General features: G+C 40.6%; 23 protein-coding genes and 1 riboswitch. Of the genes, 15 read left to right on the top strand and 8 right to left on the bottom strand.

The window, feature by feature from the left end; all coding sequences use genetic code 11:
* The first annotated feature begins 62 nt into the window (after window positions 1–62).
* Window positions 63–1,691, top strand: a complete 1,629-nt coding sequence (gene panP / locus CSC79_RS06625; RefSeq protein ID WP_099295044.1) for a pyridoxal-dependent aspartate 1-decarboxylase PanP — start codon at window positions 63–65, stop codon at window positions 1,689–1,691.
* Between the two features lie 39 nt (window positions 1,692–1,730).
* On the opposite strand, the gene argE is transcribed toward panP, so the two are convergent.
* Window positions 1,731–2,882, bottom strand: coding sequence for an acetylornithine deacetylase (gene argE, locus CSC79_RS06620; protein ID WP_099295043.1), 1,152 nt, complete (start codon window positions 2,880–2,882; stop codon window positions 1,731–1,733).
* Window positions 2,883–3,090: 208 nt separating this feature from the next.
* On the opposite strand from argE, the gene argC reads away from it, so the two are divergent.
* The 9 genes from argC to CSC79_RS06575 all read left to right on the top strand — a co-directional run bounded on the left by argC (window position 3,091) and on the right by CSC79_RS06575 (window position 11,011).
* The gene (argC, locus tag CSC79_RS06615; protein WP_099295042.1) at window positions 3,091–4,095 is read left to right on the top strand and encodes an N-acetyl-gamma-glutamyl-phosphate reductase; all 1,005 of its coding nucleotides are present in this window, start codon (window positions 3,091–3,093) and stop codon (window positions 4,093–4,095) included.
* Window positions 4,096–4,103: 8 nt separating this feature from the next.
* Window positions 4,104–4,865, top strand: coding sequence for an acetylglutamate kinase (argB, locus tag CSC79_RS06610; protein ID WP_099295041.1), 762 nt, complete (start codon window positions 4,104–4,106; stop codon window positions 4,863–4,865).
* Between the two features lie 7 nt (window positions 4,866–4,872).
* Window positions 4,873–5,793 (top strand): ornithine carbamoyltransferase, encoded by a 921-nt coding sequence (locus tag CSC79_RS06605; RefSeq protein ID WP_099295040.1) that lies wholly within the window; start codon window positions 4,873–4,875, stop codon window positions 5,791–5,793.
* A 10-nt stretch (window positions 5,794–5,803) separates the two neighbouring features.
* Window positions 5,804–7,006, top strand: a complete 1,203-nt coding sequence (locus tag CSC79_RS06600) for an argininosuccinate synthase (protein ID WP_099295039.1) — start codon at window positions 5,804–5,806, stop codon at window positions 7,004–7,006.
* Window positions 7,007–7,056: 50 nt separating this feature from the next.
* Entirely contained in the window at window positions 7,057–8,922 is a 1,866-nt protein-coding gene (argH, locus tag CSC79_RS06595; protein ID WP_099295038.1) for an argininosuccinate lyase, read from the top strand.
* A gap of 268 nt (window positions 8,923–9,190) precedes the next feature.
* Entirely contained in the window at window positions 9,191–9,400 is a 210-nt protein-coding gene (locus tag CSC79_RS06590; protein ID WP_099295037.1) for a hypothetical protein, read from the top strand.
* A 17-nt stretch (window positions 9,401–9,417) separates the two neighbouring features.
* On the top strand, window positions 9,418–9,951 hold the full coding sequence (locus CSC79_RS06585; protein WP_099295036.1) for a hypothetical protein: 534 nt from the start codon (window positions 9,418–9,420) through the stop codon (window positions 9,949–9,951).
* Window positions 9,952–10,016: 65 nt separating this feature from the next.
* The gene (locus CSC79_RS06580; protein ID WP_099295035.1) at window positions 10,017–10,478 is read left to right on the top strand and encodes a hypothetical protein; all 462 of its coding nucleotides are present in this window, start codon (window positions 10,017–10,019) and stop codon (window positions 10,476–10,478) included.
* Window positions 10,479–10,612: 134 nt separating this feature from the next.
* Window positions 10,613–11,011: a hypothetical protein gene (locus tag CSC79_RS06575; protein WP_143483820.1), complete on the top strand. Its 399-nt coding sequence runs from the start codon at window positions 10,613–10,615 to the stop codon at window positions 11,009–11,011.
* A 32-nt stretch (window positions 11,012–11,043) separates the two neighbouring features.
* Here the strand turns inward: CSC79_RS06575 and CSC79_RS06570 are convergent, their stop codons facing one another.
* Both CSC79_RS06570 and coaD read right to left on the bottom strand, forming a co-directional pair.
* Window positions 11,044–12,450 (bottom strand): capsule assembly Wzi family protein, encoded by a 1,407-nt coding sequence (locus CSC79_RS06570; protein WP_099295033.1) that lies wholly within the window; start codon window positions 12,448–12,450, stop codon window positions 11,044–11,046.
* Window positions 12,447–12,929 carry a pantetheine-phosphate adenylyltransferase gene (gene coaD / locus CSC79_RS06565; protein WP_099295032.1) on the bottom strand — a complete coding sequence of 161 codons (483 nt, stop codon included), beginning with the start codon at window positions 12,927–12,929 and terminating at the stop codon, window positions 12,447–12,449. The genes CSC79_RS06570 and coaD overlap by 4 nt, the downstream gene beginning before the upstream one ends.
* Window positions 12,930–13,173: 244 nt before the next feature.
* Between coaD and CSC79_RS06560 the strand changes: the two genes are divergently transcribed.
* A complete protein-coding gene (locus CSC79_RS06560) occupies window positions 13,174–13,824 on the top strand; it encodes a TetR/AcrR family transcriptional regulator (protein WP_099295031.1) in 651 nt (216 codons plus the stop codon).
* 112 nt (window positions 13,825–13,936) lie between these two features.
* Window positions 13,937–15,394, top strand: coding sequence for a tRNA uracil 4-sulfurtransferase ThiI (gene thiI / locus CSC79_RS06555; RefSeq protein ID WP_099295030.1), 1,458 nt, complete (start codon window positions 13,937–13,939; stop codon window positions 15,392–15,394).
* Window positions 15,395–15,425: 31 nt separating this feature from the next.
* On the opposite strand, the gene CSC79_RS06550 is transcribed toward thiI, so the two are convergent.
* Window positions 15,426–16,328, bottom strand: a complete 903-nt coding sequence (locus CSC79_RS06550; protein ID WP_099295029.1) for a 2-dehydropantoate 2-reductase — start codon at window positions 16,326–16,328, stop codon at window positions 15,426–15,428.
* Complete coding sequence (locus tag CSC79_RS06545) at window positions 16,321–16,671, bottom strand: VanZ family protein (protein ID WP_099295028.1); 351 nt, start codon at window positions 16,669–16,671, stop codon at window positions 16,321–16,323. The genes CSC79_RS06550 and CSC79_RS06545 overlap by 8 nt, the downstream gene beginning before the upstream one ends.
* Window positions 16,672–16,823: 152 nt before the next feature.
* On the opposite strand from CSC79_RS06545, the gene CSC79_RS06540 reads away from it, so the two are divergent.
* A complete protein-coding gene (locus CSC79_RS06540; RefSeq protein ID WP_099295027.1) occupies window positions 16,824–17,306 on the top strand; it encodes a YajQ family cyclic di-GMP-binding protein in 483 nt (160 codons plus the stop codon).
* Between the two features lie 205 nt (window positions 17,307–17,511).
* A riboswitch (cobalamin riboswitch) is annotated at window positions 17,512–17,670 on the top strand.
* Window positions 17,671–17,703: 33 nt separating this feature from the next.
* The gene (locus tag CSC79_RS06535) at window positions 17,704–19,557 is read left to right on the top strand and encodes a TonB-dependent receptor (RefSeq protein ID WP_099295026.1); all 1,854 of its coding nucleotides are present in this window, start codon (window positions 17,704–17,706) and stop codon (window positions 19,555–19,557) included.
* Between the two features lie 56 nt (window positions 19,558–19,613).
* On the opposite strand, the gene msrA is transcribed toward CSC79_RS06535, so the two are convergent.
* From msrA to CSC79_RS06520, 3 genes are all read right to left on the bottom strand, one after another.
* A complete protein-coding gene (gene msrA / locus CSC79_RS06530) occupies window positions 19,614–20,147 on the bottom strand; it encodes a peptide-methionine (S)-S-oxide reductase MsrA (RefSeq protein WP_099295025.1) in 534 nt (177 codons plus the stop codon).
* Between the two features lie 145 nt (window positions 20,148–20,292).
* Window positions 20,293–23,391, bottom strand: coding sequence for an efflux RND transporter permease subunit (locus CSC79_RS06525; protein ID WP_099295024.1), 3,099 nt, complete (start codon window positions 23,389–23,391; stop codon window positions 20,293–20,295).
* A 3-nt stretch (window positions 23,392–23,394) separates the two neighbouring features.
* On the bottom strand, window positions 23,395–24,447 hold the full coding sequence (locus CSC79_RS06520) for an efflux RND transporter periplasmic adaptor subunit (RefSeq protein ID WP_099295023.1): 1,053 nt from the start codon (window positions 24,445–24,447) through the stop codon (window positions 23,395–23,397).
* A 231-nt stretch (window positions 24,448–24,678) separates the two neighbouring features.
* On the opposite strand from CSC79_RS06520, the gene CSC79_RS06515 reads away from it, so the two are divergent.
* The gene (locus CSC79_RS06515; RefSeq protein WP_237113976.1) at window positions 24,679–25,395 is read left to right on the top strand and encodes a DUF2982 domain-containing protein; all 717 of its coding nucleotides are present in this window, start codon (window positions 24,679–24,681) and stop codon (window positions 25,393–25,395) included.
* Window positions 25,396–25,411 lie beyond the last annotated feature (16 nt).

The following is a 25,411-nucleotide window of genomic DNA, read 5'->3' as shown; positions in this document are numbered from 1 at the left end:
TTCAAAAAGCTATAAATGCTAGGTAATTTGATTATGAAAAACTGCACTTACTGGGTATTAAGATGGATCAAAAGCGTTGTGCCGTCGCCTCTAAAGAAACTCTGATGCGTATATTTACCGTGCCTGAAGCACCGGACTCAACATTGAGTAAAATTGAACTTGAGATTTCAAGCAATTTGGCTGGCTTCTTAAATGAGAACATCGCGGCTATAGAAAAGCCACTGCATGAAATTGAAAAAGACTTTCAATCGGCAGTGATCCCAGAAGATCCAACGTTTGTTTCTGCTTATGCACAAGACATAATGGAGCAACTGGTTGCACACTCTGTGCATACTGCTGCGCCTAGCTTTATTGGTCACATGACTTCTGCATTGCCGCACTTTGTATTGCCATTATCAAAATTAATGGTGGGGCTAAATCAAAACTTAGTCAAAATAGAAACATCAAAGGCATTTACCCCATTAGAGCGTCAAGTGCTTGGTATGATCCATCACCTTGCGTATGGGCAAAGCGATGCCTTTTACAGCAAGTGGATGCACAGCGCTAAAACCTCATTGGGAGCGTTCTGCTCTGGTGGCACCGTAGCTAATATCACAGCGTTATGGATAGCACGCAATCGCTTGTTAAAAGCCGATGGCGAGTTTAAAGGAATTGGCTCACAAGGGTTAATAAGTGCAATGATGCACTATGGCTACAAAGGGTTGGCTGTATTAGTTTCAGAGCGTGGGCATTACTCATTGGGTAAATCAGCAGATTTATTGGGTATAGGTCGTGATAATTTTATCGCGATAAAAACAGCCAATGACAATAAAGTAGACATTGCGGCGATGCGAGACAAAGCGCATGAACTTCAATCCCAAGGTATTAAGGTCATGGCGATTGTGGGCGTAGCAGGCACAACTGAGACAGGCAACATTGACCCCCTTAACGATATGGCTGATTTAAGCCAAGAGCTGGGGTGTCATTTTCATGTAGATGCAGCATGGGGTGGTGCGACACTGCTCTCACAGACATACAGACCTTTACTCAAAGGCATTGAACGTGCTGACTCAATCACAATTGACGCACACAAGCAAATGTACGTTCCTATGGGCGCGGGGTTAGTGTTATTCAAAGACCCAGCAGCTACTGATGCAATAGAGCATCATGCAGAGTACATTTTACGTAAAGGCTCAAAAGATTTAGGTAGTCATACACTTGAAGGTAGTCGCCCTGGTATGGCGATGCTAGTGCATGCTTGCTTACGTGTAATAGGCCGTAAAGGTTATGAAATACTGATCGATAAAGGGATTGAAAAAGCGCGTTACTTTGCTTCACTTATTAGTGAAAATGAGGATTTCGAGCTAATCTCTGAGCCAGAGTTATGTTTGCTGACCTATCGTTATGTGCCGAAGCAAATTCAGCAAAAGATCACTAATGCAGATGAACAAACTCGATTAGAGATATTTGCGTCATTAAATCGATTTACAGCTAGTATGCAAAAGCGCCAACGTGAAGCGGGTCGATCTTTTGTATCGCGTACACGTTTAACACCAGCAAAGTATGATCATCAACCAACCGTGGTTTTTCGGGTTGTACTTGCGAACCCACTTACATCCGAAGCTATTTTAAAAGAAATTTTAGCTGAGCAAAAAGAGCTCGCTAAAACAGATCCTGTCTTTAAAAAGTTTTTATCTAAGTACATGGATTAATTTATTGCTGGCGCTAGCCAAAAGCGCGCCAGCATAGCGTTATGAATGAAAACAACTGGCTCTGATCATCTCACTGATAATTTTTTGCGAAGGTTTAATTTTCTCCATTGCTAAAAACTCATCTGGCTGGTGGGCTTGATTAATAGAGCCTGGCCCCATTACGATAGTTTCACAGCCAAGCTGTTGAATAAACGGCGCTTCAGTACAATAATTTACAGCCACAGCTCGCTCGCCAGATACTCTTTCGGCCAGTTTAACGAGTGCAGAATCCGTACTGCCTGTAAAAGCAGGGATGGGTTCATGCATATCAATCACGCTCACCGCATCAGGGTATTGGTTATTAATATCTGCAGCTATATTTAACAGCATCGCTTGTAATTCTTGTACACTTAAACCTGGTAATGGGCGCATATCAATGTGCATTTCACAGCAACCACAAATACGATTTGCGTTGTCACCACCATGTATGTGCCCAAGGTTAAGAGTAGGGTAGGGTATAACAAAATGCTCAACTGAATATTTATTCTTTAATTCTTGCTTTAGCACTAGTAGCCTTGAGGTAACTTGATGCATAACTTCAATGGCATTCAAACCACGCTCAGGATCAGAGCTATGGCCTGAACGACCGACGACTCTAATTGCTGTACTCATATGCCCTTTATGCGTAAATACAGGCGTCATGTCGGTAGGCTCACCGATTATACAGCGTGCAGGTTTTAAATTTGAATGCTTACAAACTTGCTGGGCGCCCGCCATGGTAGTTTCTTCATCGGCAGTGGCTAAAATTAAAATCGGTTGCGATTGTTTGCTCTCATCAAGCTCACTTATCGCTTGCAAAATAAAAGCGAAAAAACCTTTCATATCAATACTGCCTAAGCCGTAAAGTTTATTATCTGACTCGTTTAATTTAAATGGATCAACGCTCCATCTGCTGTCATCAAATGGCACGGTATCAGTATGACCAGCAAGCATTAAACCGCCATCGCCTTTGCCGCGCTTTGCTAATAAGTTGAAACGACCTTTAGGACCTGAAAGCTCAGTTATTTCACACTCAAATCCGAGCTCTTGACACCAATTAGCAAGTAAATCGATAACCCCCTTATTACTCATAGACAAAGATTCATCTATTGAACTAATTGAAGGCGCAGCAATTAATTGCTGATACATAGACATAAAAGAAGGGAGTGACATAAAAAATTCCAAAATAATTATTCATTCTAATTGCATAACAATATAAAAGTATTTATGATGAATATCAATTCACTTTTTAAGCATAAATATATCAAAGTAGAGCCATGACTAATATACGACGATAACGAAATTTCATTCCTCAAAATAGTGCCTTGCAACGCACTTAAAATCTATATGTATACTTAATTATCACTAGAAAGAGTAACGAATGAACGTAGTAATTATTGGCGCGAGTGGTTATAGCGGTGCTGAGTTAGCCAGCTTAGTAGTAAAGCATTCCCAGTTATCCTTAACCGGTTGTTATGTGTCTGAACAAAGTTTAGATAAAGGCAAATTGTTAAGTGATTTATATCCAGAGCATCTAGGTTTATTAGATACCCCTTTATTACCGCTAAGCGAAGCCGCCTTTAATGAGATTAATAGTAATGCTGATTTTGTTTGTTTATGCACAGATCACAAAGTAAGTGTCGATTTAGCGCCACGCTTTTTAGCTATGGGCAAAAAGGTGTTCGATTTATCTGGCGGTTACCGTTTAAGCAGCAACGAAGATTACCAAACTTATTATGGTTTTGAGCATCAGCACACTGACTTATTAGCACAAGCTGCATATGGTTTAGCTGAATGGAATAGCGAAGCCATTAAAGAGGCCCAGTTAGTAGCGGTTGCAGGCTGTTACCCAACCGCAGCACTCAACGCATTAAAGCCATTACAACAAGCGGATTTATTAGCTGATCAACCAATCATAATCAATGCTGTATCAGGAGTAACAGGTGCTGGGCGTAAAGCCAGTATTGCCACTCATTTTTGCGAAGTGTCACTGGCACCGTATGGTTTATTTAACCATAGGCACAGCCCTGAGATTGAACAGCATTTGGGCCATAAGGTTTTATTCACGCCACATTTAGGGAATTTCCCTCGCGGTATCCTTGAAACTATTTATGTACAGTTAAAAGCAGACGTAACACCTGAACAAGTTACACATGCTTATCAGGTATTGGCAGATGAGCCGTTAATTCGTTTGTTGGGCAGCAAAATACCTTCTATTAAAGGGGTTGCTAAGCAGCCATATGTAGATATTGCATGGCAGCAACAAGGTAGCCAGTTAATTGTAATGGCGGCGATAGATAATTTATTAAAGGGCGCGGCTGGCCAAGCATTGCAATGTATTAATTTAGCTATGGGCTTGCCCCACAGCACAGGTTTAAAAGGGTAGTTTTAGTAATGCAGACATGGGTTATTAAATTAGGTGGCGCAGTACTAAATACTGAAGATGCAGCAAAAGCATTATTTGAAGCTTTAGCATCTCAGACGCAATCGCAATTTGTGATTGTTCATGGCGGTGGTGCACTTGTTGATAGTTGGTTAAAAGATGCTGGCTTTGCAACAGCCAAGCACCAAGGTTTACGTATTAGTCCAAAAGAACAGATGCCCTATATTGTTGGTGCATTGGCAGGGTGTGCCAATAAACAATTGATGAGCCAAGCAATCATTGCAGGGCATAAACCTGTGGGGCTTAGCTTGTATGAGGCCGGTATTATTTCTACACAAAAGCTAAAAGCATTAGGTCAGGTTGGTCAATGCCAAAGTGGAGCGCAAAGCGTTTTACCTGAGCTTTTAAAGCTAGGGCGTTTACCGTTAGTTAGTTCGGTTGGATTTGGTGAAGATGGCCTTTGGTATAACGTAAACGCGGATGAAGCAGCCGCAGCGATAGCCAAAGAGCTCGATGCTGAAATTATTTTTATGACGGATGTAGAGGCGGTTCTGGATGGCAATAAACAGCCTTTACATCAACTTGACACAAATCAGATCAATACTTTAATTGCAGAGGGAGTAATTGTGGGCGGGATGGAGGTCAAAGTTAAGACCAGTCTTCACGCTGCCCAACATTTACGACGAGGTGTGTATATTTCGAGCTGGCAAAAGCCAGATAATTTAATTGCTTTACTTAACGGTGAGCACGTCGGAACAAAAATTACACCATAGGTTTTACATGTTTAATCATTTTTTATCAGGTCTAGAGTTAGATCAAAAAGGCGCACTTAAATTACTCAATCTTGCGCAAAAAATTAAAGCTAATCCTGCTGATTTTAGCCAAGCGCTCGCGGGCAAATCAATTGTTACGTTGTTCGAAAAGCCAAGCTTACGTACCCGCTTATCGTTTGATATTGGTATTAACAAACTAGGCGGCCATGCGGTTTATTTGGATTCGCAAAATGGGGCTATGGGCGCTCGTGAGTCAGTAAAAGATTTTGCATTAAATATTGCTAGCTGGGCTGACGGCATAGTAGCACGGGTTAATCAGCATAAAACGCTGACTACACTGGCTGAGTTTTCTAGTGTGCCAGTGATCAATAGTTTATGTGACTTATACCACCCATGCCAAGCCTTGGCTGATTTTTTAACACTGCAAGAAGTATACGGTGATGTAAGCCAGCTGAAATTAGCCTATTTAGGTGAAGGCAACAATGTGACTCATTCACTTATGCTACTGGCCGCAACGCTTGGCACTGATTTTGTTGCAGTCTGCCCTAAAGGCAGCTCACCAGATTCGCAAATATTAAAGCAAGCAGAGCAAATCGCTGCAATGAATGGCGCATCAGTGATGGTGAGCGACCGTGTTGAAGCTGCGGTAGGTGCTAATGTTGTGTACGCCGATACCTGGGTATCAATGGGTGATGACACACCGCTTGAACAAGTTAAAGAAAAGTACATGCCATATCAGTTAAATGCAGCATTACTCGCACAAACAGGGGCTGACACTGTTTTGCATTGCCAGCCAGCACACCGTGAATTTGAAATTACCTCTGAGGTAATGGATGGCCCGGCATCAAAAATTATACAGCAAGCAGAAAACCGTATGCACGCGCAAAATGCACTGCTTGTTACATTACTAAATCCAAATTTTGTTTAAGGTATTATCAATGAGTTCAATTAAAAAAGTCGTATTAGCCTATTCAGGTGGTTTAGATACATCAGCTATCGTGCCGTGGTTAAAAGAAAACTATGGCTGTGAAGTTATCGCGTTTGTGGCTGATGTAGGTCAAGGCGCTGAAGAGCTGGAAGGCGTTGAAGAAAAAGCCATCGCATCAGGTGCATCAGAATGTTATGTGGTTGATTTGAAAGATGAGATGGTAAGTGATTACATTTACCCAACGTTAAAAACTGGCTCAATCTACGAAGGTACTTATTTGTTAGGTACTTCGATGGCACGCCCAATCATTGCTAAAGCACAGGTTGAAATTGCACGTAAAGTCGGTGCCGACGCGCTTTCTCATGGTTGTACAGGTAAAGGCAATGACCAAGTTCGTTTTGAATCGTGTTTTGCAGCCCTTGCACCTGACTTAAAAGTAATTGCACCTTGGCGTGAGTGGGATTTATCAAGCCGTGAATCGCTATTAGATTACTTAGCTGAGCGTGATATTCCTTGTTCAGCATCAGCTACCAAGATTTATAGTCGTGATGCTAACGCGTGGCATATTTCTCATGAAGGTGGCGAACTTGAAGACCCATGGTGCCAACCAAGTGAACAAGTATGGACATGGACTAACTCTCCTGAGCAAGCGCCCAATGAGGCAGAACTAGTTACCTTAAATGTAGTAGAAGGTGAAGTGGTTGCCGTGAATGGTGAGCAACTTAAACCTTACGACTGTTTAGTGAAACTTAATGATATAGCATCGCCGCATGGTGTGGGTCGTGTTGATATTGTTGAAAACCGTTTAGTGGGCATGAAGTCACGTGGTTGTTATGAAACACCTGGCGGTACCGTGATCATGGCTGCACTACAAGCAATTGACGAGCTTGTACTTGATAAATCAAGCCGTAAATGGAAGGAAGTGCTGGGCGGTGAGTTTTCACACCTAGTTTATGATGGTCGTTGGTTCACACCACTCAAAGACTCAATCTTAGCAGGCGCAGAAGCGTTATCAACACTGGCTACGGGTGAAGTTGTGCTTAAGCTTTATAAAGGTCAAGTTTCTGCGGTGCAGAAAAAATCACCAAATAGTTTATACAGTGAAGATTTCGCGACCTTTGGTGAAGATGATGTGTACGACCAATCACATGCTGAAGGGTTTATTCGTTTGTTCTCGCTTTCAAGCAGAATTTCAGCATTAGCGAAGAAGTAATTTAATACGCCCCGGTCGAACGGGGCAATTTCAGGGTTTGGAGATATTTCATGGCATTATGGGGCGGACGTTTTTCTACGGGTCCAGATGAAGCGTTTAAGCAATTTAACGACTCACTTCCCTTCGATTACCAACTCGCAGAGCAAGACATTGTTGGCTCTGTGGCATGGGCTGGGGCGCTTAAGCAAGTTGATGTACTAACAAGTAGCGAGCATGAAACGCTTGTTGCTGCACTATATGAATTACTCGATGAAGTTAAAGCTGACCCACTTGCAGTGGCGACGTCAGGCGCTGAAGATATTCATTCACATGTTGAAGCAGCATTGATTGAAAAAGTGGGTGACTTAGCTAAAAAGCTGCATACAGGGCGCAGCCGTAACGACCAAGTTGCGACAGATTTTAGATTATGGTGCCGTGATACTGCCGATCATTTGCTCGAGGCCTTAGGGCAATTAAAAGGCGAGTTTATTGCACTTGCTGAGCGTGAACTCGGTACTATTTTGCCAGGTTATACACACTTACAACGCGCTCAACCATTATTGTTTAGCCACTGGTGCATGGCGTACGTTGAAATGCTTGAGCGTGATGAAAGTCGTTTAAATGATGCCAAAGCGCGGATGAACTTTTGCCCGTTGGGAAGTGGTGCACTTGCGGGAACGGCGTACCCAATAGATAGGCAAACACTTGCCACGGGGCTAGGTTTTACCGCTGCGACTAAAAATAGTTTAGATTCGGTATCTGATCGTGACTTTGTTTTAGAGCTATTAAGCTGTGCATCTATTTCAATGATTCACTTATCCCGTATGGCAGAAGATTTAATCTTTTATAACTCAGGTGAAGCAGGGTTCATTGAGCTTGCAGATAATGTGACATCTGGCTCATCTTTAATGCCGCAAAAGAAAAACCCAGATGCACTTGAACTAATTCGTGGTAAAACTGGCCGAGTATTTGGCTCGTTTAGCGCCATGATGATGACCCTTAAAGCACTGCCTCTTGCGTATAATAAAGATATGCAAGAAGATAAAGAGGGTTTATTTGATGCCATGCCAACTTGGCTTGCGTGTATACATATGGCGCAAGCGTGCATCAAAGGTGTAAAAGTAAATGACAAACGTACGCTTGCTGCAGCTAAAGGAGGTCATTCAAATGCTACCGAGTTGGCTGACTATTTAGTGGCTAAAGGTATTCCATTTAGAGAAGGTCATCATATTGTTGGTGTGTTGGTTCAAATGGCTATTGCGCAAGGGAATAACTTAGAAGATTTAAGTTTAGAGCAATTTAAATCAGTGCATAGTATTTTTGAACAAGATGTATATCCTGTACTAGAGATTGATGCTTGTATTAAAGCACGCCAAGCTTTAGGCGGGACCTCGTTGGAGCGAGTGTCTGTTGCTGTTAAAGATGCCAAAAAAAAACAGCAAATAACGGTACGTGATGCAAACTTAGATGATGTTGAATCTATCGCTAAACTAATTCAGCATTGGGCAACAGTAGGTGAAAACTTACCGCGGGCCAAAAGTGATATGGTGCACTCAATTAATGAATTTGCTGTTACGGAAGTGAACTCAATGGTAGCAGGCTGTGCTTCTTTGTACATTTATGATACTGGTCTTGCAGAAATCCGCTCTTTGGGTATAGATCCTGAATCGGGGGTTTCTGGTCAAGGACGTCAGTTAGTTGAGCACTTACTAACAAAAGCCAAAAAATTGGCACTTAATCGCATCATAGTGTTAACGCGAGTACCAGATTTTTTTGAGAAACAAGGTTTTACATTCTGTACCAAAGAAAGCTTACCAGAAAAGGTAATGAAAGACTGTGAACTGTGTTTACGCAAAGACAATTGCGATGAAGTTGCAATGGAATTTATTTTGAAGCCAAGTCGGAATGCGGCGATCCCGTGTAAAAACGTAGCTTAAAATCCCTGGATATAAAAAACGTACGGTTACCCCTGTGCGTTTTTTTATACCTTACGCTATCTGGTATGACCACTGCAGGCTCAATATATAGAAAAAGATCATAAGCAGATCAATGTTTCTTAAAAGTTGGATCGCTATTTGCTTTATATTTATCAGATGGCTCAGTTAGGGTTCATCTTTGCAATACGCCAAAAAAATATCATAGCGTTATGCAATAACAACTTAAATTGCTTAAGTAATCTCAACATTTAACGAAAGGAACACTCTCATGCAAGTTACAGGTAACAGCCAGCTGCAAATGCAAGCATACAACACAATGCAACAATCTAAGCCGGCTTTGGAACAAAGCGCTAGTAATAAAACCCTACAATCTGATACAGTGTCTATATCACAAGAAGCACTAGCGGCAGCCGGTGGTGCTGAAATTCAACGCGGTGGCGGTATTATCGTATTAGACCCTGATAAACGCCCAAAATAAAATGTTATGAGAGACTGATGTATTTAACAGAACATTTTGGATTATCCTTGGGTGCCCTTGTAGTGTGGGGATTCATGATGGCGTTTTTCTTTAATCTATTTTTATGGTTTGCAGATCTAAAACGCAATAAAGTTTTGTTAATTACATCTTTCGTGGCATTTATTTCATATTTTGTAAGTGATCATTTATTTACATGGTATGAGACATCTAATATATATTTACAATGGGCTATTTACGATATATTGACACTTAGCTTCATATTAATAGGTGCCTTTTTCGTTAAGGGAGATAGTAATTCACCTGCATATCAATATGTGGTTTTAGGGTTGATAGTAAATACCTTATTATTCTTCTTTATGTACTACGACCTTCACGTAGTTGAAAACACGACACCATGGATCCTTTGGGACATATACTCTTTCGGGGTAAATATTGTCGACTTTACAATGATTGTGGCCTTAATTGTCGATCGTGACATTTTAGGACTCATTAGGCTTAAAAACGGAATTAAAGCTCTATTTTCAGCGCGTAAAACCAGTCATTCACTTTAAAGTTCATGTATATCAATGATGTTATAGGCCCCTATATCGGTGTGTTTATCGAATGGGGCTTTTTGATGGCTTTTTTATTTAAGCTTGTATCTCGCCTTAATAACCCTGATAAATCGATAGTTCAGTTAAGCTTTATTATGGCTTTTTCTTATATGTTGAGTGGCGCATTTAGCTTCTCATATTCAACCTACCTAAATTGGTTTATATACGATCTAATAACGATATTTTTTATTGCTTTATGGTTTCTCGTTATTAAGAAACAGCGTTTTCTTGCGCTTGTTTATATATTACTAGGTTTAGGACTTAATTCATTACTCATGATAACTACCCATTATGATATTTATGTTCGTCATAATAATGAGCATTGGTTCCTTTGGACTGTCTATTCTTATGGTGTAAACATCATAGACTTTTTAATGATAATGGCACTGACTACAGAAAAAGATTTTTTCTTTTTTAGAAAAGTCGTAAACGCACCGAGGTCAGGTTATTCGCACAATATAGATAAGCAGCCCTTGGATAACTGATGAGCTCAATAGGGTATTATTTTGAGCTTTATCTAGCTTCATTCATTATGTGGAGCTTTTTGATGGTTTTTCTATTTAATTTGGTAAGAAAATCAGCCCTTCCGAAGGGGGATACTGCTTTGATGGCGATATCCTTGACTATTTTTTTATTTTATTTGTTCTCAGACCCTCTCATTATTACGGCGATTGGCTTCGACATATTACACAGTAGTGGTACCTACCTGTTTTGGTTTACGTTTAATTTAGCTTGCCTATTAATAATCTTACGGCTCACCAGTGGTGCAAATCTTGGCAAACTCCCCGCTAAACTTTACGTCATTATAGGTTTAACGGTGAACATGCTGTTGTTTTTGGCAATGCATATCGATATTAATGTATTAATGCATTACGAGCATTGGTGGTTTTGGACTTTTTACTCGATTACCGTCAATGTTATGGATGTGATGATGATTATTGCACTGTTAACTAACAAAGACTTTTTAGGGCTGTTAGGGTGTTATAGATGGGGGGTTGAGACCAAGCAAAGTGCATGATCTCAATGTATTCACAGATCGTTTAAAAAGCTTTAAAAACGGTATTCCCAACTGGTTTTAAGCGCTGTATTTGTATCAGAATCACTATTAAGTTCGTCTTTAAACACAGAGCCACTCACTTTCCAAAGACCCGAAAAAATTGCTTGTTGATAACCTAGCTCTAACTGTAAGCGTTCAAATGAGCCTATCTCTTTTGCTGGTGCGGTTATGAGTGATTCTCCCTTCAACCAACGCACCTTTGCAAAACCGGCATAACCTTGCATTGTGTGATACTGAGCACCTAATACAGCTGATTTGCTGTTATAAGGTGTTGAACTGCCAATTAATCGGTCTTTATGGTTATAACCAGCACTTATGCTTGTTAAAGTGTCATTGCCATAGTTGCAATCCATGTTTGTGATACATTCTTGCTGGGTGTTTGTATATTCAAGGTAAGTTTTCAGTAAGTGCTTTTGATTACCATAAAAATGTTCAATGCCCAAGGTATAAAATGGCTCACTTGGTGCAAAGCCGCTGTCATTTCGGCCCATTATCTCTGCATAAACGCCAACCGCTTGACCTGCTATTTGCGTTGAATATTTGGCATCTAGACTAGTAAGTTGTTGTTTTTTATTTTCTGTTTCTAATGTTGCAGTATCAATAAAAGAGCTGGTTAAAAACTCAGATCCAGATGTACTGAACGCAATTTCTAAACCAGGTAATGGTGTGCTGGCAAAGCGCACCGCCCAATAATTACCTTCATCATTACTGCTAAGAGTTGGTTTTTGTTTAGCGAAAATACCAGTAAGTTGCCAGTTTCCCATGAATGAGAGAAAACTTGGCCCATCATATTGAGTATTAGCACGGTTAACTCTAATACCCTTCATGGGAGCTGCATTATTTGAAAGTAGTAGGGCGTTATCATTACTTGGTCCCCACCAGTGGCTTACTTGCTCAGCACTAATTGACCAGTCAGCAATTAAAACCGCTAAATAGCTCCCCTGATTGTTTATGTATTTATCATCAAGCGCTTCATCTGCATAATTTACACTGACTTTAGCGCTGACTCTATTACCAGTAATAGAGCCATAGCTATTTACTCCGCTTTTTTGCTGAGCGCGGCTGCCAAAACTTTGTTGTAAGCTTGTATCACTATTGTAGTGTGCTTTAACACCTGAACTGGTGCTTTGCTTTGCATTTGCGAGGGCATGTTTTACATGCTGTAAAGCAAACTGGCTTTGCACAGGTAAGGTATCAACATTGACATTGTTTAGGTCGCGCGCAATACCTTGCCACATTAAAGGGTAACTATTAATCGGTTGCTTAATAACACCTTGGTTAAAGAGCATTTCAATTGAAGCACGTAAAAGTGGATCATCTCCCTCAATCCACGGTCCAGCTAAACTCGGTAAAGAAAATGTGAGTAACGCGGCACAACTGGCAAGTTTAGTTAACTTCATCCGTGTAACTTTTCCTCTAAAGCTTTAACTACAATTGGATTAACAAACTCACTAACATCGCCTTTATGACGCGCTACTTCTTTAACAAGCGTTGAAGAGATAAATGAGTTCTTTTCTGAGGGGGTTAAAAATACACTTTCTAAATCAGGGTTTAGGCGTCTATTCATATTCGCTAATTGAAATTCATAATCAAAATCTGATACTGCACGAATACCACGGATCAACACATTTGCGTTGTGATCGCGAGCAAGATCAGCAAGTAAACCTGAAAAACCAATAACGCTTACATTTTCAATATGATTTAAAAGGCTATTAGCCAATGCAACGCGTTCTTCCAAACTAAAGCAAGGTTTTTTACTGGGGTTGTTAGCAATAGCAACAATCACAGTGTCAAACATTTTTGCCGCACGTTGAATTAAATCTGTGTGGCCATTGGTTAATGGGTCAAAGGTACCCGGGTAAATTGCTGTGACTTTCATAGAACTTAGCTTAGTGTTATTTTGTTGGCTATATTAGCAGTGTTTGCAGTGCAAATCAGCCCTCTTACTTATTCAGCTTTAACGTAAAGTTAGTTTAATTCATTTTCACTTATGTAAACGTTGATTTTAAGATAGAAATTTTCATGGTGGTGTTTTATTCGAATGGATTTGTATATACTGCGCCGCTAATATTAATTGCGTAAACTTTGAGCATTTGCTTTAAAAAAATCTAGAGTAGCCTAATATGAGTACCAAGGACAAAATAATTAAGACCAGCATTGCGCTGTTTAATGAGCACGGGGAACGTGCAATCACTACAAACCATATTGCTTCTCACATGGGGATCAGCCCCGGCAATCTTTATTATCATTTTAAAAATAAAGAAGACATTATTCGTCATATATTTGCTTTATACAGTGAGCACCTTCATACCCAATTTAGCCCTGTAGATGAAAATACAGATGGTTTTGTTCAATTAAGTGGGTACCTTGATGCCTTATTTGAATTGATGTGGCGATTTCATTTTTTCTACGATAATTTAGGTGATATTTTATCGCGTGATGATGAACTTAAAAAGAACTACATTGAGTTTCAAGCAGCGCTCTTAACTCAAGTACGCGGTATAATAATTAGCCTACGTGACAGTGGTTTAATGGAACTTAATGACGAAGATGCCACTGAACTTGCACATATGCTAAAGCTTACAGTGAGCTTTTGGACGCCTTACATCAAAGCGCGTCGTTTAAGTGGGGAGCTCGCTCAGCAAGATATTTATAAGGGTATTTTAAAAGTGCTTATGCTTTTTAAAGCGTATGCCGCCGAACAAAGTATTCCTAAACTCAATCAATTAAAAGAAAAGTACACCCAGCTATCGCAGCAAGCTATACCTGCTTAATTCAAACTAAGTTATGCGGTACTTGTTTATTTCCTAGACGCTAGATTTTTTGCTATAATCGCGCGCCCAGCACGTGGGTGCGTGAATTCTTAAATTGCCAAACGAGTAAACTATGCTTAAATTTATCGTCAAACTTCATCCTGAAATAGCCATTAAGAGCCGTTCAGTTCGTAAACGTTTTACAAAAGTGTTAGAAAATAACATTAAAATCGTGCTACGAAAGCTAGACGAGAAAGTGCAGGTTAAAAATAACTGGGACAATATTTCGGTTGTCACAAAAAGTGATAGTGCGCAGATGCGCCTTGACTTTATCGACGGTTTACAACGAATTCCAGGCATCGTTCAGTTTATTGAAGTAACAGAAACCCAGTACGATAACCTTCATGATATTTACGAAATTGCGTATGACTTAATTGGCCACACTATTGCAGGCAAATCATTTTGCGTGCGTTGTAAACGTCAAGGTAAACATGAATTCACCTCTACAGATGTTGAACGCTATGTCGGAGGCGGGCTAAACCAGCATGTTGAAGGTGCTCGCGTACAACTTAGTCGCCCTGAAGTGACTATTCGCATCGAAATAAAAGATGATAAAGCCTACATTGTTACGCAAACTCACTTTGGGATGGCAGGCTTTCCACTGCCAACGCAAGAAGATGTGCTATCACTTATGTCAGGTGGTTTTGACTCGGGTGTTGCTAGTTACCAAATGATCCGTAAAGGTGCGCGCACTCACTTTTTATTCTTCAACCTAGGTGGTGCCGCCCACGAGATTGGCGTAAAGCAAGCCAGTTACTACATTTGGAAACAGTTTAGCTCTACGCACAAAGTGAAATTTGTTAGCGTAGACTTTGAACCTGTGGTCGCTGAAATTCTTGAAAACGTTGAAAACAGCCAAATGGGCGTAGTGCTTAAGCGAATGATGATGCGTGCAGGTAGTAAAATAGCCGAGAAGATGGGTGTTCAAGCACTCGTCACCGGTGAGAGTATTGGTCAAGTTTCAAGTCAAACATTGGCTAATTTAAGCGTGATTGACCGTGTAACAGAAACGCTAATTTTGCGCCCGTTAATTCAACATGACAAACAAGAAATTATCAATATTGCGCGTAAAATTGGCACTGCTGAAATGGCAGAAACGATGCCTGAGTATTGTGGTGTAATTTCTAAAAAGCCGACTGTTAAAGCAAAAGTACAAGTCATTGAAGCAGAAGAACAAAAGTTCGATTTTGATGTGCTTGATACCGTTGTTAGCAATGCACGTGTGATGGATATTCGTGATATCGATGTAGAAGCCAAGCAAGAACTTAAAGAGGCTGAATCAGTATCCGAGCTTCCCGCCGGAGCTGTTGTTTTAGATATTCGCTCACCAGAAGAAGAAGATGCAAATCCGTTAGAGATTGACGGTACTGAGGTTGTGCATTTACCCTTTTTCCGCTTAGCAACTAAGTTTGGGGATTTACCGCAAGATAAAGACTACTACTTGTATTGTGCAAAAGGGGTAATGAGTCAATTACAAGCCCTTATAATGCATGAAAACGGCTTTGCTAATGTAAAAGTCTATCGCCCATAACGAGTAGAGCAACTTATTGTGAAAGCGCGAATTAATTCGCGCTTTTTTTATGCCTGATTACATCCAAATAATATTGATTGTATGGTGTTTTTATACCGATCAATTCAGCTTGTTGGCAAATATAGCCGCACATAGCATCAATTTCAGTAGGGCGATTATGCATAATATCCTGATGCATGGATGAAAAGTTATTTGCAGTCGCACCCATTACCTTATAAGCGCTTTCTAATGAGTCAGGTAGTGTTACAGCAATGCCAAGTCTGTTGGCTACTAAGCAAGCTTCGCTGAGTAAGTTGAAAATATCACTGTTGTATTTAGGTGAATTAAGCTCTCCATTTTTCACATTATAAAATCCACTTAGTGGATTAATTGCTATATTTATTAATAATTTCTGCCAGCGAATAGTGTCAATCTGCTTGCTGTAGCTAAGGTCAGGAATTGCGCAAAGAGTTGATACCAATTCGCAATATTGTTGATCGGCAGGGCTATTATAGGCCCCTAATATACTCTCGCCGTTTCCAGTATGTATCACCGTTGTTGAGTTTGCCTTGAAGCCCGCTAATCGTGTTGTTAAAAAATAAATGGGTTTGTTGTTTAATATGTTGTTCATAATAGGCGCTAAATCAGTCATCCCATTATGAGATAAAACCACTTTACATGAATCATTTAGGTAAGGGGATAATTGACTTAAAGCAGTCTCAACTTGATACGCTTTAACCGCAATAATAACAATGTCAATATTGCCTAAGCTGGCTAAGTGCTGGTTATTGAGAGTTTTAATATTGATTAAATGTTTGCCACTGCTGCCTTGATAATAATATTGCTTGCCTGACTTTTCGCTACGGGTGATTAAAGTTACATGGTTTGAAGTACTTAAAAAATAACTATATAACAGCCCTATAGCGCCATCACCCACAATAACAACATTACTCATGGCTCGGCTTTTTTCCAATATGAAATGCTAACTTGATAACAAAATAACTGGCGGCCCCAGCAAAGTCAGCAATAAAATCGGCCACAGAGGCTTGGCGGTAAGGGAGCATACCTTGCATTACTTCAATGGCAGCCCCATATCCGGCAAGCAAAAATATTTGCACCCATAAAGGTAGTTTAAATGCTTTGTCCATTACGACAGCAAGGGCAAAAAAGATTCCAAAGTGAGCTACTTTATCAACATGCGGAAATAAGCTTGCAGCGCCTTTTATTTCTTTGGCAAATAAAAAAGTAAAGGCCACTATGCTGACTAAAAAGAGTACTTGATAAACACGCCGAGTCACAAAAAAATCCTACATTGGCTATAAATAGAGCCACAGTATATCAAACTAATTTTGCATCGCACCTGAACGATATGCAGAAATATGTAAAGATTTATAATTTTGGCGTTATAATCCCAAGCATATTAATTTTTAAATCTTGTTAGGAGAGACGAATGCCTTCTTTTGATATTGTATCTGAAGTAGAAATGAACGAAGCACAAAATGCGGTTGATAATGCAAAACGTGAACTTGAGACCCGCTTTGACTTTAGAGGCGTTGACGCATCAATTGAACTTAACGACAAAACCATCAAATTAAAAGCAGAAGCTGATTCACAAGTTCTACAGTTATTTGATATTTTAGCGAACAAAATTTCAAAACGTGGAATGGATGTATCAAGCCTTGAGTTGCAAGATATTTCGCGTGCAGGTAAAAACGTGTTTCGTAATGTCGCGCTTAAGCAAGGTATTGAAAAAGACGTAGCTAAAAAAGTAGTCAAAGCCATTAAAGACTCAAAAGTAAAAGTACAAGCCGCTATCCAAGGTGAAGAAGTACGTGTAACAGGCAAAAAGCGTGATGATTTACAAGAGGCCATGCAAGTTGTACGTAGCGCTGAGTTAGGTCAGCCGTTCCAGTTTAAAAACTTTAGAGATTAAAAAGCTCGGTTGCTAGGAGCTAGAAAAAGCCAAACTACAGTATTGTAGTTTGGCTTTTTTAGTTTGGAGCTTATGATGATTTTTTAAATCTAGAACCCAGGACCTATGACTCTGAATTCAGAATATTTAGATGTATAGCCGTCCATTGACATTTATCCCTAAAATCATCACAATGACGGCCTATTTCCAAGGTGCTTACTAAATATTAAGGTATAGGTTTCAAGGTATTGAAATTTTTAGTGAGATAATCGGGAAGTTGGTGAGTAGCCATGAAGACTGCAACTCCAACACTGCCCCCGCAACGGTAATGCAAGTGCTAAGCACACGCTGAGTCCGGAGACCGGCCTTGGAGTAATTTACTATTTGCGTGTGCGGTGGGCACAGGCTTGGGGAACTCATGCTAAACAAATCGATTTTAGGCGTAGCTATCGCAGCTGCGTTATCATTTTCAGTGTCTGCTGAACAACAACCTATTGAACATATTACGGTTTCTGCTAATAAGTTTGAACAAAACATTAATGATGTACTTGCCAGTGTCACGGTGATTGACCGTGCAGACATTGAATCAAGTTATGTACGTGACCTACCAAGCTTGTTATCAAAAGAAGCCGGTTTTCAAATCAATGCAAATGGTGGCTTTGGTCAAAGTGCAGGGTTGTCTTTACGCGGCGCAAGCTCACGCCATACACTTATCTTAATTGACGGGGTTCGCACTGGCTCAGCTACTCTTGGCTATAAGAGTATTAATAATATTCCACTTAATAGCATTGAAAGAGTCGAGATAATAAAAGGCTCACGTGCAGCTGTTTATGGATCTGATGCGCTAGCGGGCGTAATAAACATTATCACCCGAAAAGCACAAAACACGACGATCGACCTTACTGCTGGTTCCGATTCTTATAAACAGTTACAACTTGCAACTAGTGGGCAGTTTAGTGATGTAGATATAGCTTTAAACGCAGGGTATGAAAAAACCGATGGCTTTGACGTATTGCAAGGGTTGGCGCCTGATGAAGATGGTTTTGAAAATAAAAACATCGGCTTTAATATCGCATATCAAGATGAGTATTTAGGTACATTTTTAGCCCAGGGGCAGTATGCTCAAGGGGAGGCTAGCTATGACAGTGCTTATAGTCCCGCTGACAGTACCGTTGAGCAAGGTGAATTTGAGAATTATCAAACATCATTAGGCTGGAAGAAAACGTTTGAAAACCACAGCCATTCGATTGATATTGCCACTTCAAACGACAGTTCTGATGATTCAAGAGTGAGTTATACCGGCGATACGGTTGTTGATAAGTTTGAAACTGAGCGTGAGCAAATTGATTACAATGGTCAATATTTTTTAAATCAAGTTTTGACTTTGAGTGGTGGTTTAAACTGGTATAAAGACCAAATAAACACAAGTTCAGGCAGTTATTTAAAAGACAGCCGTGAAGTGTTTGCAGCTTTTGCTGGTGCTTATTACGATGATGAGCAGGTGCTTGCTAATTTAACGCTCCGTCAAGATGATGATCAGCAGTTTGGTAATGAAACAACTTACACAGCCGCTGTGGGTTACCATCTAAACGATATAGCAACGTTTAGAGTGAGCCAAAGCACAGGTTTTAAATCACCTTCGTTTAACGACCTTTACTACCCAGGTTCAGGCAATCCAGCCCTAAACCCTGAGACTTCTGATAACCAAGAGCTTGGTTTATCACTAAACGTGAAAGACATTAGCTTAGATGTGGCAATTTTTAGAAGTGACATTGAGAATAAAATTGCTTGGGCACCTAATGCAGCTGGCAAATGGGTACCTACCAATATTAATCAAGCACGCCATGAAGGGGTTGAATTTAGCTTTATTCAACAGGTATTTGGCTTTGATCACGCATTCAATATGACTTACTTATCTGCTGATGATACACAAACGGGTGAATCGCTGACTTATGTTTCTAAGCAAAGTATAAATTGGTCGCTTAATAAAGCGTGGGGTGCATTTGATGCTGGCCTTGAAATGCAATACCGTGGTGATCGCCGTGGTAAATTAACTCAATTACCTTCTTATACGCTGTGGAATCTAGTGGGTCATTATCAAGCAACGGATAACTTAACTGTGTCGCTGCGTGTAGAGAATCTATTTGATAGAAGCTACAGCGCCGTTGATGCATATGGTAAAGATGTTGATGGCGATTATATAAATGACGAAATTTATTACTACAACACAGCAGAGCGTCGTGTGTTTGTTGGAGCCCAATACCAGTTCTAATAGTAAGGAAAATTAGCACTGAGTTTAAAGCTCGCCACCTACTTGGCGAGCTTTATTTACTTTAATTTATCAGCATAAAGTAGCTCAAACTTTTTAAGTTTAGGTGCAATCAATATACTGCAATATCCTTGGTTTGGATTTTCGTTGTAGTAATCTTGGTGGTATTGTTCTGCCGAGTAAAAATGACTCGCTGCGCTTATTTCGGTAACAATTGGTTCACGGATCTGTTTCTGCAATTCATTGATCATTGCAGTTGCTTGTACGTGTTGCTGCTCATCATGATAATAAATTACGCTGCGATACTGGGTGCCAACATCGTTACCTTGACGGTTTAGTTGGGTAGCATCATGCAGAGTAAAAAACATCTCTAGTAACGTGTTGTAGCTTATTTGGTTTACATCAAATTCAAGCTGAACAACTTCTGCATGGCCTGAGAGTCCAGTGCATATCTGTTTGTAAGTAGGGTTATCTGTTTCGCCACCAGTATACCCAGAGCTTACGTTCATTACGCCTTCTACACGGCGAAAAGCAGCATCAATACACCAAAAACAGCCTCCACCAAACGTTGCTACTTCAATTTTTTTGCTCATTGTTTACTCCCAAAAACGTTAAATCGCTAACATGTTCTAGCCTATCAGAAGAACGGTAACAGCAGGATTTTATTTCATAGATTAGATAGAGCAAGGAGAGGAGAGAAGCGTTGCTGCAAAGTGTAGCAACGCTCAACGCTTTTGCTTATATTTCTTTAAGCGGCTTTTCAGCTTCTTGTTGATTAAGCTTTTGTTGTAAAAACTCTGGTGACTGAGTATTACGTGCAAGCGCAGAGTAAGCCGCAGGCACAATAAACAGAGTTAGTAAGGTCGCGACAATGACCCCTGTAAATACCACAACACCTATTACCATTCTACTTTCAGCGCCAGGACCACTGGCTAACACTAGCGGCACTGAACTCATAACCGTGGTTAAAGAGGTCATGATGATAGGACGTAAGCGTTGTGTTGCAGCTTGAACAATAGCCTCACTAAACTCAACGCCTTTGTCACGCAGTTGGTTGGTAAATTCGACAATCAAAATACCATTTTTAGCACTGAGGCCAATCAGCATAACAATACCAATTTGGCTATAAATATTAAGGGTTAAACCTGTATACCATAAGCCAAATAGTGCCCCTACTAAGCCAAGAGGCACCGTAAGCATGATGACAAATGGGTGAACAAAACTCTCAAACTGCGCTGCAAGTACTAAAAAGGTCACTGTTAATGCTAAAATGAACACATATGTCATGGCAGATGCGCCTTCATAAAACAGTTGAGATTCACCTTTATAATCTACGGCACCGTCTATGTCGTTTTCTTCTGCTGCGACTTTGTTTAAGAAATTAAGCGCTTCTTCTAATGTATAACCATCCGCTAAATTTGCACTTAAAGTAATAGAGCGCATGCGGTTGTAGCGGTTTAATCGCGATGCGGTCGCTTCTTCTTTTAAGCTAATAATGCTATCGAGTGGAACCAACTCACCGCTACGTGATTTCAAATAGATATTTGAAATATCAGTCGGGTCGGTAAAATCAGCTTTAGTTCCTTTGAGTATTACATCGTACTCTTCACCTCGGTCAATAAAGGTCGTAGCACGGCGTTGACCAAGCATGGTTTCAAGCGTGCGGCCAATATCAGAAACTGATACACCGAGATCCGCGGCTTTATTTTTGTCGATGTTGATCAAAAACTGCGGGAAAGTTTCTTTGTAATCATGATCAATACGCACCAAGCCCGGGTTCTTCTCTGCTCGTTCAATGATTCTGTCACGCCAATCAGCTAACTGAGCGTAGTCATTGCCTTGTAACACAAACTCAATAGGGCGAGATGAGCCACCACCGCCAATGCCGCGGCGCATTATAGCAAAAGCGCGCACGTCAGTGACTTCTCTCATCTTGCCACTAATTTCACCCATCACTTCCCAAGTTGAACGCTTGCGCTCATCCCAGTCAGCCATGCCAATAATCGCAACGCCACCATTGCCACCCCAGCCCGGAACTCGCACAAGTACGCGGCTTAGTTCGCCTGACTCAGAGTACGGTAAGAGGCGATCTTCTATCTTCGCCATATTGGCGGCGTTATTTTCATAACTGGCACCTTCTGGGCCACTCATCATAATAAAAAAGGTGCCTCGGTCTTCTTTCGGAGTCAGCTCAGAGGGCACTTGTTGATACAGCATAAAGCTTGCCAAACCAGCCAATACCATGGTGAGTATTAAGCTCCACTTTCGGGCCATATTTGACCTCAGTGAATTACTGTAGGCATTTTCAATTTTGCCAAAAAAGAGATCCATTTTTTGGCTGAATTTACTCTCTTTTTCGGATGGTTTAAGAACTTTTGAACATAATGCAGGGGAGAGTGTTAGTGCCGTAATACTTGAGAAGAATACAGCTGCACTCACGGCCATAGCAAACTCAGTGAATAACGCGCCAATACGGCCATCCATAAACACTAAAGGAACAAAAACAGAGATAAGCACTAAGGTTGTTGCAACAATCGCAAACCCTACTTCACGGGCACCACGATACGCAGCTAAAAGTGGTGGCTCTCCAAGCTCTATTCTGCGGTGAATGTTTTCAAGCATGACAATTGCATCATCCACTACGAGTCCGATTGCTAAAACTAACGCTAACAGGGTTAGTAAGTTAATAGAGTAACCCATTGCGAGTAAAAACATAAAACTACCCACAAGCGCTACGGGGACCGTAATTGCAGGAATAAGCGTTGCACGTATATTCCCCAAGAAGAGATAAATAACTAATACGACCAATGCCATTGAGATTGCTAAAGTACGATACACCTCATCGATTGACTCTTTGATGAAGATCGAAGAATCATAGCTGTCTTCAATCGTCGTACCTTCAGGCAGGTTACGCTTTATTTTTTCAAGTTCAGCGCGTGCGTTATCAACCACGGTTAAGGTGTTTGCTTTTGCTTGCTTTACAATACCTAAACCAATCATGTTTCGGCCATTACCACGGAATAGGCTTTCATCATCAGCGGCTTCAAGGTGTACATCGGCCACTTCACCTAGACGAACTAAGTAGCCATCTTCGCCACGCTTAATGACTAAATTTCTAAAGTCTTGCTGGTCTTTGTAACTACGCGCTGTACGAACAGTGAAGTCGCGATCGATAGATTCAATCTCACCGGCTGGTAATTCAACGTTTTCTGTGCGAAGCGTATTTTCTATATCACTTGAAGTAATACCGCGCGCTGCCATTGCTTGGCGGTTTAGCCACACTTTCATGGCATATTTACGTTCGCCACCAACTCGGACATTAGAAACACCATCTACAACAGCTAAGCGGTCAACAATATAGCGTTGTGCGTAATCTGAAAGCTGCAATGAGTCCATGGTTGTACTGTTAAGAACAAACCAAGCGATAGGGCTCTCATCACTGTTTGATTTTGACACCTCGGGTGGTCGTACTTGCTCAGGTAGACTATCTAGCGCACGAGCAACACGTTCTCTCACATCATTGGATGCAGCATCAATATCGCGGCTAATATTAAACTCAATGGTAATGTTAGAACGGCCATTTCGGCTCGATGAGTTAATACTTTTTATACCTTCAATACCTGAGATACGGTTTTCTAGTACTTGCGTTATTTTGGTTTCGATAATTTCAGCTGACGCCCCAGTGTAGCTAGTACTTACACTCACTATAGGTGATTCTATATCTGGGTACTCGCGCAGTGGTAGCATCGAAAATGCCACTAAACCGAAAGTCAGTAGTAATAAGTTAATAACGATCGCAAAAACAGGGCGTTTGACGCTGGTATCAGTAATTTTCACTGTTTACCCCTTCACTGTGACTTTGCTACCAGAACGAATTTTAATAATTCCTTCTGTTACTACCTGTTGACCATCATTGAGGCCTTCATCAATTGCTACCCAGCCGTTGTGTCGGCCAGTAACATGGACTTCTACTTTTGTAGCAACACCTTCGGTTATTTGGAACACGTAGTGTCTATCTTGCTGAGGGATAATAGCCTTTTCAGGCACCATTAGTGCTTTATTCGTACTTAACTGTAAGGCGGTTTTTAAAAGCATGCCTGGGCGTAATAATCCAGATTTATTAACAAAGCTCGCAGTAACTTCAATGCTGCGCGTAACAGAATCTATACGTGAGCTTATGTGAGTTACTTGACCGGAAAATGTTTTATCAGGGTAGGCATCATTTTGTGTCATCACTTTCATACCAAGTCCCAGTTGAGCTAAGTATTTTTCTGGGACTTTAAAATCAACCTTGATTATACTGATATCATCTAAACTGGTTAATATCGTACTATTATTTACAAAGGCACCCACTGAAATAAGGCGTTTACCTAAAACACCAGAGAACGGTGCGGTTATAGTCATTTCGGCGAGTTTAGTTTTTGCATTTTGCAGTTGTGCTTTGGTAGCATCAACGCGAGATAACTGTTCTTCAAGCAATGATTTAGCGGTGGCTTGAGAGCGAGAAAGCTCAGTTAACCTGGCAAGTTGGCGTTCTTCTTCGCGTAAGTTAATTGCAAGCTCTTTAACCGTAAGTTGCTCTTGTTGAGATTGTAATTGGGCAAGTCTTTGCCCTTTATCAACGAGATCACCGTCATTAAAGTAAATGTCAGTAATGTAGTCGCTTTGCGCGCTGTTAATGTAAACTGCTTGATTAGCGCGGGCACTCCCGATAGCCTCGATAAGGATTGGGTTTTCTTGAGTGGTTACCGTATGAGCTGTTACTTTAGTTGCTGTTGGTTTAAAACCTAATTGTTCACCCTGGCTGCTTGGCAAATAAAGGTATACACACAACCCGATCAACACTGTGATAATAAATGGAAATAATGCTTTGCCTGACTGCTTTAAATACATCTTATTTATACCGAAAGATTAATTACCACTAGTGTACGAAATAACGACGTAAAAAGACTGCCCGTGTATCTCAGAAATCTGTCAGTTAGCCGTAAAATCGTTCGCTGTCCCTTTTTTGCAAAGGATAAATTGCACCTATGAAGATGAAAACTGGCTGTGAACGATGTCGGAAAATTCGTAAATTAGTAATTTGGGCTATAATTATGTTTGTTTTTTATATGATTTATTATGATGGTTAAAGACGCAATGTTATGTTTAAAGCTTCGCTCACAGGGTTCAAAAAACGGAATGGAAATTCTGTTGGTTGGCTCATTTGGCCTTGTGTTTATTATGCTGGTTAATTTGCTCCGCCCTGGTTTGATTAGCATAGTAGAGATTTTCTTGGTGAGTGTATGCCTTGTTGCCGTGTTTGTTGGTTTTTTAAAGACGCAAGAGCCATTTTACAGCTTAATTATCACAGAGCAGCTACTTACGTATCATCATAAGTATGGTTCATGGTCATTAAATAGGGAAAATCTGCACCATAGCGGAATACCAAAAGCGGAGCATGGACTTGAATACCTTGAGTTAAATGCTGTAGGCATTAAACTTAGGGATACGGATAATTTTTTAATGGATATTTCACCGCGGCTAGCGGGTAAACTATTAATAGAACAGCGCCACCTTTTTATGCAGGTTGTTCAAAAACATTGCAAAAATGGCAATTGCCCATCAGAATGGTTGGTAGAAGACAATAATTATACATCTTTAAACGGTCGCAAATTTAATGGATTAATTGCAATGTTCGCAAATCGAATGCGACATTTGCAGCAATTAACAGGGTATGACTTGCTGTTGCCTGCCAGTGTATTAGATAGAAGTATTTGGGATTTTAGCCATGGCCTAAACAGTTGGCAGCAAAATCCCAAACTCTTTATTCAATCTCAGTTAAAGGCTAAGAACGCCTAAATAGACGTCAGTAGGA

Source organism: Pseudoalteromonas sp. 3D05 (genome assembly GCF_002723455.1).
In the GTDB taxonomy this organism is placed as follows: Bacteria; Pseudomonadota; Gammaproteobacteria; order Enterobacterales; family Alteromonadaceae; genus Pseudoalteromonas.
This window is presented reverse-complemented; position numbering and strand designations above follow the sequence as displayed.

What these genes read in the sequence shown, in the direction of transcription:
- panP (WP_099295044.1), top strand. Translation starts at nt 63, where the DNA reads ATGGATCAAAAGCGTTGTGCCGTCGCCTCTAAAGAAACTCTGATGCGT.
- argE (WP_099295043.1), bottom strand. Translation starts at nt 2,882, where the DNA reads ATGTCACTCCCTTCTTTTATGTCTATGTATCAGCAATTAATTGCTGCG.
- argC (WP_099295042.1), top strand. Translation starts at nt 3,091, where the DNA reads ATGAACGTAGTAATTATTGGCGCGAGTGGTTATAGCGGTGCTGAGTTA.
- argB (WP_099295041.1), top strand. Translation starts at nt 4,104, where the DNA reads ATGCAGACATGGGTTATTAAATTAGGTGGCGCAGTACTAAATACTGAA.
- CSC79_RS06605 (WP_099295040.1), top strand. Translation starts at nt 4,873, where the DNA reads ATGTTTAATCATTTTTTATCAGGTCTAGAGTTAGATCAAAAAGGCGCA.
- CSC79_RS06600 (WP_099295039.1), top strand. Translation starts at nt 5,804, where the DNA reads ATGAGTTCAATTAAAAAAGTCGTATTAGCCTATTCAGGTGGTTTAGAT.
- argH (WP_099295038.1), top strand. Translation starts at nt 7,057, where the DNA reads ATGGCATTATGGGGCGGACGTTTTTCTACGGGTCCAGATGAAGCGTTT.
- CSC79_RS06590 (WP_099295037.1), top strand. Translation starts at nt 9,191, where the DNA reads ATGCAAGTTACAGGTAACAGCCAGCTGCAAATGCAAGCATACAACACA.
- CSC79_RS06585 (WP_099295036.1), top strand. Translation starts at nt 9,418, where the DNA reads ATGTATTTAACAGAACATTTTGGATTATCCTTGGGTGCCCTTGTAGTG.
- CSC79_RS06580 (WP_099295035.1), top strand. Translation starts at nt 10,017, where the DNA reads ATGGCTTTTTTATTTAAGCTTGTATCTCGCCTTAATAACCCTGATAAA.
- CSC79_RS06570 (WP_099295033.1), bottom strand. Translation starts at nt 12,450, where the DNA reads ATGAAGTTAACTAAACTTGCCAGTTGTGCCGCGTTACTCACATTTTCT.
- coaD (WP_099295032.1), bottom strand. Translation starts at nt 12,929, where the DNA reads ATGAAAGTCACAGCAATTTACCCGGGTACCTTTGACCCATTAACCAAT.
- CSC79_RS06560 (WP_099295031.1), top strand. Translation starts at nt 13,174, where the DNA reads ATGAGTACCAAGGACAAAATAATTAAGACCAGCATTGCGCTGTTTAAT.
- thiI (WP_099295030.1), top strand. Translation starts at nt 13,937, where the DNA reads ATGCTTAAATTTATCGTCAAACTTCATCCTGAAATAGCCATTAAGAGC.
- CSC79_RS06550 (WP_099295029.1), bottom strand. Translation starts at nt 16,328, where the DNA reads ATGAGTAATGTTGTTATTGTGGGTGATGGCGCTATAGGGCTGTTATAT.
- CSC79_RS06540 (WP_099295027.1), top strand. Translation starts at nt 16,824, where the DNA reads ATGCCTTCTTTTGATATTGTATCTGAAGTAGAAATGAACGAAGCACAA.
- CSC79_RS06535 (WP_099295026.1), top strand. Translation starts at nt 17,704, where the DNA reads ATGCTAAACAAATCGATTTTAGGCGTAGCTATCGCAGCTGCGTTATCA.
- msrA (WP_099295025.1), bottom strand. Translation starts at nt 20,147, where the DNA reads ATGAGCAAAAAAATTGAAGTAGCAACGTTTGGTGGAGGCTGTTTTTGG.
- CSC79_RS06520 (WP_099295023.1), bottom strand. Translation starts at nt 24,447, where the DNA reads ATGTATTTAAAGCAGTCAGGCAAAGCATTATTTCCATTTATTATCACA.
- CSC79_RS06515 (WP_237113976.1), top strand. Translation starts at nt 24,679, where the DNA reads ATGGTTAAAGACGCAATGTTATGTTTAAAGCTTCGCTCACAGGGTTCA.